This window comes from Nostoc sp. LEGE 12454, assembly GCF_056620565.1.
Map to the genome: position 1 here is coordinate 295,905 of NZ_JBWQXL010000003.1, position 12,849 is coordinate 308,753.

At 40.9% G+C, this 12,849-nt stretch carries 11 protein-coding genes and 1 pseudogene; 5 read left to right on the top strand and 7 right to left on the bottom strand.

Annotated features, from left to right (window positions below; genetic code table 11):
* Positions 1–11 precede the first annotated feature (11 nt).
* The 3 genes from sufD to sufB all read right to left on the bottom strand — a co-directional run bounded on the left by sufD (position 12) and on the right by sufB (position 3,737).
* A complete protein-coding gene (gene sufD, locus AC1F2U_RS05240) occupies positions 12–1,409 on the bottom strand; it encodes a Fe-S cluster assembly protein SufD (RefSeq protein ID WP_480260135.1) in 1,398 nt (465 codons plus the stop codon).
* Positions 1,409–2,200: a Fe-S cluster assembly ATPase SufC gene (gene sufC / locus AC1F2U_RS05245; protein WP_334715163.1), complete on the bottom strand. Its 792-nt coding sequence runs from the start codon at positions 2,198–2,200 to the stop codon at positions 1,409–1,411. The genes sufD and sufC overlap by 1 nt, the downstream gene beginning before the upstream one ends.
* A 97-nt stretch (positions 2,201–2,297) precedes the next feature.
* Positions 2,298–3,737, bottom strand: coding sequence for a Fe-S cluster assembly protein SufB (sufB, locus tag AC1F2U_RS05250; protein WP_099103157.1), 1,440 nt, complete (start codon positions 3,735–3,737; stop codon positions 2,298–2,300).
* A gap of 419 nt (positions 3,738–4,156) precedes the next feature.
* Between sufB and sufR the strand changes: the two genes are divergently transcribed.
* Positions 4,157–4,840: an iron-sulfur cluster biosynthesis transcriptional regulator SufR gene (gene sufR, locus AC1F2U_RS05255; RefSeq protein WP_480260136.1), complete on the top strand. Its 684-nt coding sequence runs from the start codon at positions 4,157–4,159 to the stop codon at positions 4,838–4,840.
* 153 nt (positions 4,841–4,993) lie between these two features.
* Positions 4,994–5,254, top strand: coding sequence for a hypothetical protein (locus AC1F2U_RS05260; protein WP_322672636.1), 261 nt, complete (start codon positions 4,994–4,996; stop codon positions 5,252–5,254).
* A gap of 178 nt (positions 5,255–5,432) precedes the next feature.
* On the opposite strand, the pseudogene AC1F2U_RS05265 reads toward AC1F2U_RS05260, so the two are convergent.
* From AC1F2U_RS05265 to AC1F2U_RS05275, 3 genes and pseudogenes are all read right to left on the bottom strand, one after another.
* Positions 5,433–5,654, bottom strand: a pseudogene (locus AC1F2U_RS05265) (KGG domain-containing protein); the annotation flags it as partial.
* A 298-nt stretch (positions 5,655–5,952) separates the two neighbouring features.
* The gene (locus AC1F2U_RS05270; protein ID WP_480260137.1) at positions 5,953–6,585 is read right to left on the bottom strand and encodes a hypothetical protein; all 633 of its coding nucleotides are present in this window, start codon (positions 6,583–6,585) and stop codon (positions 5,953–5,955) included.
* Between the two features lie 368 nt (positions 6,586–6,953).
* Complete coding sequence (locus AC1F2U_RS05275; protein ID WP_480260138.1) at positions 6,954–7,280, bottom strand: YbjQ family protein; 327 nt, start codon at positions 7,278–7,280, stop codon at positions 6,954–6,956.
* 648 nt (positions 7,281–7,928) lie between these two features.
* Between AC1F2U_RS05275 and AC1F2U_RS05280 the strand changes: the two genes are divergently transcribed.
* Complete coding sequence (locus tag AC1F2U_RS05280) at positions 7,929–8,609, top strand: tetratricopeptide repeat protein (RefSeq protein ID WP_335200577.1); 681 nt, start codon at positions 7,929–7,931, stop codon at positions 8,607–8,609.
* A gap of 2 nt (positions 8,610–8,611) precedes the next feature.
* Here AC1F2U_RS05280 and AC1F2U_RS05285 read toward each other — a convergent pair whose 3' ends face one another.
* Positions 8,612–9,514: an ABC transporter ATP-binding protein gene (locus AC1F2U_RS05285; RefSeq protein ID WP_322636619.1), complete on the bottom strand. Its 903-nt coding sequence runs from the start codon at positions 9,512–9,514 to the stop codon at positions 8,612–8,614.
* A 258-nt stretch (positions 9,515–9,772) separates the two neighbouring features.
* Here AC1F2U_RS05285 and AC1F2U_RS05290 point away from each other — a divergent pair, with 258 nt between their 5' ends.
* Both AC1F2U_RS05290 and AC1F2U_RS05295 read left to right on the top strand, forming a co-directional pair.
* Entirely contained in the window at positions 9,773–11,374 is a 1,602-nt protein-coding gene (locus tag AC1F2U_RS05290) for an alkaline phosphatase D family protein (protein ID WP_480260139.1), read from the top strand.
* 190 nt (positions 11,375–11,564) lie between these two features.
* The gene (locus tag AC1F2U_RS05295) at positions 11,565–12,842 is read left to right on the top strand and encodes an AAA family ATPase (RefSeq protein ID WP_480260140.1); all 1,278 of its coding nucleotides are present in this window, start codon (positions 11,565–11,567) and stop codon (positions 12,840–12,842) included.
* Positions 12,843–12,849 lie beyond the last annotated feature (7 nt).

Consider the following 12,849-nt stretch of genomic DNA (forward strand, 5'->3'; position numbering starts at 1 on the left):
AAGCCGAAGTATTACTCATTAGTCAGGGACTTGAGATTATTCACTGTGTTTAAAAGGATTTCTCGCAGAGAGGGAATCGGTATTTGGTTGATAACTTCAGCAGCGAAGGCGTTAATTAACAACTTCCGAGCATCGTTTTCATCAATTCCCCGACTTTGCAAATAGAATATTTCGTCATCTTCTAATTGGCTAACGGTAGCACCGTGAGCGCATTTCACATTATCTGCAGTAATTTCCAATTGGGGTTTGGTATCAACTCTGGCTTTAGACGATAGCAGTAAATTGCGATTCAACTGGGATGCATTTGTTAACTGCGCTAATTTGGGTACAAAAACTTTACCATTGAACACCGCATGAGCGCGATCGCCTACAATACATTTATGCAATTGGTCACTTGTACCGTGAGGATAGTTGAGTGCGATCGCACTGTGAGTATCAGACAACTGCTTACCAGAAATTATCGTCAACCCATTGAGAGTAGTTTGTGTCTGCTCGCCAGTTTGCAAAATCTCCAAATTATGCCGCGACAACTTAGCACCTAAAGTTATGGCATGACAAGTATATCGGCTATCACGAGCCTGTGCGATCGCAGTTTTCCCAATATGAAAAGCCTCTGCACCTTCTTGCTCAACCCTAGTGTGACTCACTTGGGCATTGTCACCAACCCAAACTTCCGTAACCGCGTTAGTTAAGTAAACTTCTTCCTTCGCGCCCTTCGCGCCTTCGCGGTTCGTATACTCCTCAACCAACGTCACTTGCGAACCACTTTCCGCCACCACCAAACAACGCGGCTGCGAAATCATCGCCGTTTCCCCCGCAACCGAAATAAACACCAAATGAATTGGCGTTTCAACTACCACATTCTTCTTCACCCACACCACAGCTGCATCAGTTATCCCAGCCGTATTGAGAGCAGTAAAAACCTCCTGCGCTCCCTCAGCTTGAGCTAAATACTGCTGTACAGCTTGATGCTCAACCGCAGACAAACCAGCCAAATTACTCACCACAATTCCAGATGGTAAATCTGAAACTGCGGATAACTCCGGCGCAAAAACGCCGTTGACAAATACCAAACGACTATTAGCTGCTTCTGGCAAAATATCCAATTCTACAGACGCGACAGACGCGACAGACGCGACAGACGCGAAATTTCGCGTCTCTACATTAAATTGCACCTTTCGTAGAGACGACAAATCAGTAAATCGCCATTCTTCCTCGCGGGTAGTCGGGATAATCGAGTGACGTACCCAATTCGCAGCACTTTGGCGTAATTCCTGCAACCAACCTTCTGTTTTAGTTGCTGTTACTTGATTTAACAACCCAGTCAGATAATCATCTCTATCTAACATTGATGTCAAACTGACTGCATTTGAATTAGGTATTGGACTAGGAGATACTTGAATATTCATTACACACCCACCTCAGCAGCCGCAAATTCTTCTAGCACCCAGTCATAACCGCGAGACTCTAATTCCAGCGCCAGTTCTTTACCACCACTTGTAATAATCTGCCCTTGTGCCATTACATGCACAAAATCAGGCACAATATAATCGAGTAATCGCTGATAGTGAGTAATCAAAATTGTCGAATTATCTGGACTTGCCAGTTGATTTACCCCATTCGCCACAATTCGGAGCGCGTCAATATCCAAACCCGAATCTGTTTCATCCAGAATTCCTAACTTTGGTTCCAGCAACGCCATTTGCAGAATTTCATTCCGCTTCTTCTCGCCACCAGAAAACCCTTCATTCAAACTCCGACTGAGAAAACTGGGATTCATCTTCACCACATCCAGCTTTTCCTCAATCAAATCGTCAAAATCAAAAGCGTCTATTTCCTCTAAACCTTGCGCCTTGCGCCGGGAATTGTACGCCACCCGCAAGAAATCCAAATTGCTCACACCCGGAATTTCTAACGGATACTGAAACGCCAAAAATACACCACTTCTGGCGCGTTCCTCCGGCTCCAACTCCAACAAATTTTGCCCCTGGAAAATTACCTCACCGCCAGTCACCTCATACGCCGGATGCCCAGCCAACACCTTAGAAAAAGTACTCTTACCAGAACCATTCGGCCCCATGATCGCATGAATTTCACCCGATCGCACCTCCAGATTCACACCTTTCAAAATCGGTGTCCCATCAACATTAGCCGTCAGATTCCGTACTGACAGCACAACTTCACTATTTTCAATAATCATCTTCTCTCCCTTCTCTCTTCGCGCCCTTTGCGGTTCGTCATTATTCCAAAAGATAAACACAGAACGCGGATGTCTCTGTGTTTATCCTTGCTGCCATTTATCCAACACTGCCTTCCAACTTCAAACTCAACAACTTATCAGCTTCCACAGCAAACTCCATCGGTAGCTGATTGAAAACATCCTTACAGAAGCCGCTAATCATCATCGAAATAGCATCTTCTGAAGAAATACCTCGTTGAGCAAAGTAAAATAACTGATCTTCCCCAATCTTAGAAGTAGAAGCTTCATGCTCCACCTTCGCACCGTTATTTTGCACTTGAATATAAGGGAAAGTGTTGGCATGGGCATTATCCCCAATCAGCATTGAGTCACACTGAGAATAATTTCTCGCCCCTTTTGCCGTCGGGTTAACTTTCACCAAACCCCGGTAACTATTACTAGAATTACCTGCGGAGATTCCTTTAGAAATAATTGTACTGCGGGTATTCTTACCTACGTGAATCATCTTACTACCCGTATCAGCTTGCTGCTGATGATTTGTCAGCGCCACCGAGTAAAACTCACCCACAGAGTTATCACCCACCAACACACAGCTAGGATATTTCCAAGTAATTGCTGAACCTGTTTCTACTTGAGTCCAGGAAATCTTGGAATTTACACCCTGACACAAACCGCGCTTGGTGACAAAGTTGTAAATACCGCCTTTACCGTTGGCATCGCCAGCGTACCAGTTTTGCACAGTGGAGTATTTAATTTCGGCGTTGTCGAGGGCAACGAGTTCCACAACTGCGGCGTGCAATTGGTTGCTGTCATACATCGGTGCGGTGCAACCTTCGAGGTAAGAAACATAACTACCTTCTTCGGCGACAATCAAAGTCCGCTCAAATTGTCCCGTATCACCAGAGTTGATGCGGAAGTAGGTAGACAGTTCCATTGGGCATTTTACGCCTTTAGGAATATAGACAAAAGAACCATCGCTAAATACGGCGGCGTTCAAGGCGGCAAAATAATTGTCAGCTATAGGAACAACGCTACCCAAATATTTTTTGATCAGTTCTGGGTGTTCTTGTAACGCTTCCGAAAACGAACAGAAAATAACGCCATCTTCCGCTAGCTTTTCTTTAAATGTAGTGGCGACAGAAACGCTATCGAAAATTGCATCAACAGCGACATTTGCCAACCGCTTCTGTTCAGATAGAGAAATGCCTAACTTCTCAAAGGTTTCTAAAAGGGTTGGATCGACTTCATCCAAGCTGTTTAGTTTTTCTTTCTTGCGTTTTGGCGCTGAGTAATAAATGATATCCTGATAATTAATTGGCGGATACTTGACATTCGGCCAAGTTGGTTCCGTCATTTTTTGCCACTGGCGATAAGCTCTGAGGCGGAAGTCCAGCATGAACTGCGGCTCGTTCTTCTTAGATGAGATCAAGCGAACAACGTCCTCGTCTAGTCCACGCGGAATAGTGTCGGCTTCAATATCTGTAATAAAGCCGTACTTGTAGGGTTGGTTGACTAAGGTTTTGACAGTGGCACTCATCAGTAATAATCTCTCGTGTTCTGAACTCTTTTAGGATGGGAGACGGGCTGCGGCTAACCGATTTCCATCTCCCGTTACGGAATGGTTACACGCCTGCTAGAATAGTGGTGGAGAGTAAAACAACAGCTATGTTGTTTAATCTATCTTCATTTTACGCTAAATTAACAACAACAATGTTGTCTAAGTCAAACAATTTTGGGTTTTAGATTTGCAATTTTAGATTCAAAAAGACTACAAAGGTGCTTGGCTCAAGGATTTTAGATTGACAATAGCGTAGCGGGGCATATACCAGAAAACTTTTTTAATCCAAAATCGTTCGACTGAGCGAAGTCGAAGTCCAAAATCCAAAATCGGCACAGTCAAATTTTCCAAGAAATTAATTTTTGGGGCGTTCGCTGAACGTCTCGCACCACATGAAGATGGCGACTACCCACCAGTCCTCAACCAAGCAAGATATCCTAGAATATCTGCACAAACACGAAAAAGCAACGGCTTTGGAGCTAGCTGAAGTTTTAGACGTTACCCCTCAAGCGATTCGTCGCCATCTCAAAGATTTGGAGACGGAGGAGCTAGTTTTGTATTCGACATCAGTGCAGGCGGCGGGGATGGGGCGGCCGCAGCATCTTTATCAACTGAGTCGTCAGGGACGCGATCGCTTGCATCGAACAATGAGCGATCGCTTTGGTGATGCAAGCGGAAATTTTGCGGTTTCGTTGCTAGACACCTTAGCCGAAACGGTAGGACACGACCAATTTAAATCGATTTTAGAGAAACAGTGGCAGCGCAAAGCCAAAGAATACCGCGATCGCGTCGGTAACGGTTCGCTGCGAGAACGTGTAGCCAACTTAGTAGAGTTGAGAAAAGCAGAAGGCTTCATGGCAGAGTATCACGCTGTTGATGTGAATGACAGCTTTGAGAGCGATCGCTTTATCTTAATGGAGCATAACTGCGCCATTTCCAACGTTGCCGAGTCTTTCCCCAGCATTTGTGGTCACGAATTAGAAATGTTTGCAGCCGTCTTACCCGATTGTACCGTAGAACGCACCCACTGGATTATTGATGGCGAACACCGTTGTGGCTATTTGGTACAAGCTCGTCATTAGTCATTAGTTATTTGTCATTTGTCCTTTTTTTAATAACTAATGCTCAATGCCCAATACTTCTCTACGAGAGGCTACGCCAACGACTTCGCTCAGTACAAGTGTCCAATGCCCAATGCCCAACTAACTTTGAGATAGCATTTCATTTTTTCATTTATGGATGTATCACCACAGCAACCATCAACACAATTTTTAACCCTGGAAGAGTCAGCAAAAGTAGATGCGGCGTTGTTGTCTTCCCCAGAAAAGTTTTTAACAAGACTGACAATTTCATCACTGAAGCTTTTGAAGCATATTGCCCAAGAGTATGGTGTCGCTATTGAAGATTTGACAGCGCAGCAAGTAATTGCCTGGTTTGAAAAAGATGGAAAAATTCGTCGTGAGCAGGGAATTGAAGGTTCATATCTGAAATGGTGATCTGCGGTAGTAAAGTTTTCGTTACATTTATTTAGAAAAAAATAACTATACAAAATATCGCGCTTTTAAAGAACAGAAATGTTTTTTAGAAGCGTGATATTCACAGATAAGATATGTTGACAATTTTGCCTAAAGTCCAATATTGAATCTAGAACCTTTTAAGCACCCGACGATGAGTCTATTTATTTTTGTGACTTTGCCGGCCGGCCTCAGCATGTTGTTCTCGTGTACCTCCTTGAGTACCCTTCTCTTCACTATCGCCATCATCACTATCTTGATTCCGACCGCCGCTGTGAGAACTCTTGCCTCCCTCACGACCGATTTCAGCCATGTGTTCTCTATCCTGACTTACAGCTTTACCACCTTTGTGTCCAGCCTCACGAGCTTCTTCAGATGTAAAATTTTTTACTTTTTTAGCAAGCGAAAACCTGGTCTAGGTTTTCTATTTCATCAATTAATTGACCTTTTTAAATTAGCTAATCAAATATTCGATATTCACGACTCTTTGGAAAGAAACATTCAATACTGATACTTAACTTTGGATATACAACTAAAGGTATCAGTAAAGAGTAATTTTACGATATAAGAATTAATCGGACACTAGAAACGCCAACCTTAAATAATAAATAAAAAGCACCTTGAAAAAGGTGCTTATATTTGAAAATAAATAACATTTTATTTGTCAAACAATTAATTATTTAAGCATTGTAAGTGTTGGTACGAGGACTACGAGCGCCAGTTACAGCTCCAATCATTGAGGCTATTAAACCCAACAAAGAACCAAACACAAACCACCACAATCCCGAACGCAAATTAGCTGCCGCTTCACGAGTTTGTTGGGCACTTATGTTCGCTTGTGGTACATTAACACCACCTTGCTGTTGTACCTGGTTTATGACTTCTCCTGCGTTAGAAGCAGCAACGCCAAAAGCACCAGTTACTCCACTTGCTAAAAGCCATGAGCTAACTGCCAAAGTCGTTGCCCAAAGAATTGCGCCGTTAAGAAGAGCTGTATTGCGGTTCATCGGCCCACAAGCACGGGCTGTTACCCAACCACCAGTAAATAGGGAAATTAGTAAAGCGATAGTTGACCAAAGCCCCGCATTACCCGCAGCGTTAGGAGCAATTGTTCTGGGCGCACCTGAACTTTCAACTGTGCCTGCCGCAACCGCAGCAATGATAGAACTCAAAATTAATTGTGTAGCCAAAGAAACCAACAAACCAGCAATAATTGGCCCCCAGCGAACACGGTCGTGATATTCGGCTACTCGACCTGTTGCCACAGTATCAGTAGATATAACGTCATTGCCTGTCCGATTTACGTATGACATCGTTTATGTTCTCCAGTGCTGTTTCAGCAAAGTTTTTGCTCAGGTATATTCATCTTTATGCTTCAAATTAAATAACTAAATGTTCTATTTTCATCTCTATCGATAGAAAGATTTAATGAGTCTATCTTTAGTCAGAAAAAATAGATTTGCTTTCACAACTTTTAATATAATTTAGTACTTATTTATGCATTAAAAATTTTTTCTAAATTTTCCATATAAATAAATAAAAATTCTTAACTTAAGATTGCAAATATTAGCTAGCTATCATCTATTAGATAGCTATCATAGACCAGCTTTAGTTATGTATGAACTAGACTTAATCTAATTAAAACTTTGTAATGATTGTCAAAAGCAAAAATCATCAAAAACTAACGTATCCTCACAGCAGTGCCTGTGGCAGTAATCAGCAAAAGCACTCCTGACTGGTCAATATTTATTGTGCCAGTATCAATTTCAATCCCAATTACAGCATTTGCTCCTAAACGTTGTGCGCGTTGTTCTAATTCCTCTAGTGCCTTGCGTTGACCCTGCTCAAATAAACGCTCATAGCTACCGGTGCGTCCACCGATAATATCTCGAATACCAGCTAAAAAATCCCGCAAGAAATTGCTGCCGTACACGACTTCTGCTGTCACAATGCCTAGATATGACTCAATCACGGCTCCTTGAATTACATCAGTGGTAGTTATAATCATAAATTAACCTCCTATATGGAATATATCTTGATATCTATTATTAAAGTATTTTGATAAATATTTTAATAATTGTAACTATTATTACATAATACAGGTTTGAGAAACATCCTCTCATACAATTTTAGATTGCGCTTTGGGATTAGTGTTGTCCTAAACAGATTAATGTAACATTTTACAGTTTAAATTTATCTTATCTTTGAATGACCAAAAAAGGATGTAAATGCCTGGATGATCGCTTCTCAAAGGGTAGTATCAAGGATTAAAAATGTCATAAAATTGGATACAGAGTCAGCAAACTCTGAAATGAAATAAAAATAGAAATAAATGTCAAGCCTATAAGCTTGCTGTATCAGAATCTATGATTAAGTCAGATTCCTGTTGAGTTTTTCTGGGTAACACGTATAACTACTGATTAAAAAATGTGTAGTTTTGCTATAGTACTGGTTTATATGTAGAGTATCTTCACCTGCCTTCGATCGCTGACACTTCATCCTTCAGTAAAAACTCTGTTATGTAGTGCTAAATGTAAACGAAAAGAAAATGAACTATTAACATCTGAATCAATACGAAGAAATACAGTTTTCAAAAGCCCATATTTTTGTTTTAATGTACAAGAAAAAAGTCCTCTAAAATTTCAGGAAATTTACTGTGTACAAACCAACATCATTCGTGTTTAGTGTGGTGTTACTAGGATGTTTTACTTTCACCATACCTTCAGTAGCTCAGGCTCAGGTATTAGTGGCGCAAGCCAAAAACCCAGAGCTAAAGCAATTACTGGAGGAAGGACGGAGGTTAGTGAATGCTGGGGATTATGGTGGTGCGATCGCTGTTTATCAGCAAGCAGCTAGTATAGATCCGAAGAATGCTAAAATCCATTCAGGTATTGGGTATTTATACGCTCAACAGGGAAATTACCAGGCAGCATTAGCAGCTTATCGTAAAGCGATCGGTATCAACCCAAACAATAGTGATTTTTACTACGCTGTGGGTTACATCAAAGCCAATTTGGGCGACACACGTGGGGCAAAGGAAGGTTATCGTCGTGCAATACAGCTGAACCGTAACAACGTCAACGCCTATTTAGGATTGGCTGTAACCCAATCCCGTATGGGAGACTATAATGCTGCTACCTGGGCATACCAACAAGCAATCGATTTAGATAAAAACAACGCCCAGACTTATGAGTTGATGGGTTCGATGTATAAACAGCGACGACAAGCCAAACAAGCAAACAGCTTGCTTCAGAAAGCTCGTGACTTGTACAAACGGCGCAATGACTCAGATGGCGTAGAGAGGGTAGAAGCTATGCTGCGGCAGTTAGGAGGATGAGGTTAATCTAACTGGCGTCCCGTTAATTCCACAAAAATATCTTCCAGATTAGAGGGACGCACCATCATTCCGGTTTTATCGGGCTGTTCATTCAAATAGATATTTGCTGCTTCCAAGGATGGGAAAAACAGATATTCCCAATTACGAGCGCCATCACTTCCGACATTAGATACACCTAATTGTTTCATCACCAAACCTTCACCGTGAGCAGAACGCAGCTGTTGTAAAGTTCCCAAAGAAATCAGCTTACCGCTATCCATAATACCGATGCGTCCTGGCTTGGTAGAACCAAAGGCATCGCACAAAAATTCGACCTCATCCATATAATGGGTCGTCAGTAGCATCGTCATCCCTTGTTTATTTAAATCCCGAATAATTTCCCAGAGGCGTCGCCTAGTCTGGGGGTCTAGTCCCACCGTTGGTTCATCTAAAAACAAAATTTGCGGTTGATGCAATAAGGCTCTCGCAATCTGCAACCGTCGTTTCATACCCCCAGACAGGGTTTTTACCAAATCATCACGTTTTTCTGCTAGCTCAACATACTCTAGCCATTGATTAATCAATTTTTGTCGCTGCGGGTTACTAATGTGATGTAGTCTCCCGTGCAATTCCATATTTTCCCAGACGGTTAAATCGTTATCTACACTGACTTGTTGCAAGACAACGCCAATACTCTGTTTTGCCAACGTTGCTTGGCTTGTCACATCATATCCACCTACTTCTATGCGTCCTTGGGACGGTTTCGTGAGTGTAGTCAGCATCCGAATTGTGGTTGATTTACCCGCACCGTTTGGGCCAAGTAGAGCAAATATTTCCCCCGCTTCAATTTGGAATGACAGGTCATTGACTACAGGTACATTGTTGTAAAACTTGTAGACATTTTCTAGAAAGACAGCAGCAGTCACGTCGCTTCGCTCCGAATTAAAAATTAAAAATTAAAAATTAACCAGTTCATAAATAAATTTAGTTGCTCTGTATCCTTTTCTGTTCGGTCATGAATAAATTTGCTCACACCAGTTCATAATCAAGACTACCATTCTGATTACATCAAACTAAATATATTTTATTAACCCTTAGATAACTCAATCTTTACTCGTTGTGATAACAAGGTGTGGTAAACACTTATCCTGTAATACTTTAGTTTAAGGTTGCTGTTATTTAGTATGGAATCTCATCACCCATTGAAGCTAAATCGGCGTCAGTTTTTGCTACATTCAGCTATCACGGCTGGTGGAATTATTTCCACAAATTTTGTCGCTAAATCACCAGTTTTTGGCGAAGCACCTGCAATTATCACCTCTGATCAAATGCGTCCTGGCATACCTTATGGTGTAGCAAGTGGAGATATATCTAACGATAGCATTGTGATTTGGAGTCGGAGCGATCGCCCCGCCAAAATGATTGTAGAATATTCTACCAGCGAATCTTTTCGCAATGTGCAGCGAGTTGTCGGGCCTAATGCTTTAAAGAATAGCGACTTTACAGCACGACTTTATCTGAAGAATCTACCACCAGACCAAAAATTATTTTATCGGGTGATTTTCCAAGATTTAGATTATCAACGCACCTACAGCGCTCCTTTTTATGGTACTTTCCGAACTCCCCCCAAATCTGGACGAGATATATTCTTTGTTTGGGGTGGCGACACTGCCGGTCAAGGATGGGGGATTAATCCTGATTTCGGTGGGATGAAAATTTACGAAACTATGCGCCAACTTCATCCCGATTTTTTCATCCATTCTGGCGATAATATTTATGCTGATGGCCCGATTCAATCAGAAGTAACTTTAGACGACGGCACTATTTGGAAAAATATCACCACACCAGAAAAATCAAAAATAGCAGAAACTCTCACAGAATATCGCGGTAACTATATCTACAATTTGCTTGATGAAAATATCAAGCGTTTCAATGCTGAAGTTCCCATATTGGCACAGTGGGACGACCACGAAACAAGAAACAATTGGTATCCTGGGCAAATTATCCTCAACGATGACCGTTATACAGTTAAGGATGTTAACTTACTAGCTCAAAGGGCAAGACAAGCCTTTTTAGAATATCTGCCTATTGGATATGAAAGCAATAATCCAGATAAAGCGAAAATTTATCGCTCTTTCAACTATGGCCCATTATTAGACATTTTCATGCTGGATGAGCGCACCTACCGGGGGCCAAATTCCCCCAATAATCAGCCAGTAGCAAGTAAAGAAACAGACTTTTTGAGCAAAAAACAAGTACAATGGTTGAAAAGGCAATTACTGTCATCAAAAGCAACATGGAAAGTGATTGCTAGTGATATGCCTTTGGGACTGCTAGTTAAAGACGGTACCACTGATTTTGAAGCTTGGGCTAATGGAGATGGACCAGCTTTAGGAAGAGAATTAGAACTTGCCGATTTACTACGATTTATCAAAAATAAGAATATCCAGAATGTTGTTTGGTTAACTGCTGATGTACATTATGCAGCAGCTCACTATTACGACCCCGCCAAAGCACAGTTTACCGACTTTAAGCCTTTTTGGGAGTTTGTCGCTGGGCCGCTTAACTCTGGTACATTTGGGCCAAACGAATTAGAGAATACCTTTGGGCCACAATTAGTATTTCAAAGCCTTCCTCCAGCTACAAAAGCAAATCGACCGCCTAGTGAAGGTTTACAATTTTTTGGAGGAGTTAAAATTGATGGAAATACAAAGGTGATGACGGTAACATTGCATAACTTGGCTGGGAAGACTGTTTACAGTGTAGATTTACCGCCAGAAAAATAAATCGCGAAAATCATAGGGAGATGTAGCCAGTTAGATAGAGTAATTACGCAATTTTTTACTTTGTCTGCTGGCTTTGCTGTTTTTTGGGTGGGATATTGAAGGATGAAAAAATTGTGCGATACCTGCGGTGGGCTTTGCCAACGCCACTGTTAGGAGCTAAATTTAAGTAAGTAGAGTTTTGGAGTTGGTCATGCTTAAGCAACTCATTCTGGAAAATTGGAAAAGTTTCCGTTATGCGGAGCTTCCACTTGACCCATTGACTGTTCTGATTGGTACAAATGCAAGTGGTAAATCTAATGTAGTTGAAGCTTTGGAGTTTTTACAAAGAATCGCTAGAGGTGAGAATATTGAAGCAGCTTTAGCCGGAGATAAAATACTTTCATCTATTCGTGGTGGTGTAGAGTGGGCTGCATTTAAACCAGAAAAAGGATTTACATTAAAAGCGTTGGTTGCAGGCGAAGATGAAAAAACTGATTATTTATATGTTATAAAAATTCAAACGATACCTGAAACTAGAGTTATAGAAGAATATATCGAACCTCAAATATTAAGTAAAAGTTTTGTAAATAATTATTCAAATAAAATTAGCACTAAAAGTTTACATTTTCAAACTAGAAGTGGATTAAAAGAATTGAACCCTCCTATTAATATAGATGAAATGATAAATTTTAAAAAATATTTAGACATAAATAATATTTCTACAGATATATCCATTTCAAATGAAGAATTTCCAAACATATATAATGAATATATAACTTTAAATCAAAAAGTTAAAGATTGTGTAATTTCTAAGTTAGAAAACATATTAATTCTCAATCCCGTACCTTCAAAAATGCGTGATTACTCCCGCCTATCTGACGATTTTGAAAGTGATGCATCTAATATTGCGGGTGTGCTAGCAACATTACCTGATGAGCGGAAAACAGAAGTAGAATCAACGCTATCTAACTACGTCAAAGATTTACCAGAACGTGATATTCAAAAAGTATGGGCAGAAAAAGTGGGTAGATTTGGCACTGATGCAATGCTCTATTGTCAAGAAAAATGGAAACCTGATCAAGATCCAACCCCGATTGATGCTCGAACTATGTCTGATGGAACTTTACGCTTTCTAGCAATTATCACAGCACTACTTACTCGGCCAGAAGGTAGTCAAATAGTAATTGAAGAAATAGATAACGGGCTTCATCCCTCGCGTGCAGGATTGTTGGTAAGAATACTGCGAGAGATTGGTCAGAAAAGAAAAATTGATATATTACTTACCACTCATAACCCAGCTTTACTTGATGCTTTAGGCCCAGAGATAGTTCCTTTTGTGGTTGTCGCACACCGCGATAAAGAAACTGGAGAAAGTAAGCTTACTCTTTTAGAAGATATTGATAATTTTTCTAAGCTCTTTGCATCATATTCTTTGGGCGATATGACAACTAAGGGTGCAATTGAAAGAAGCCTTTCTCATAATGAATAGTTACTAA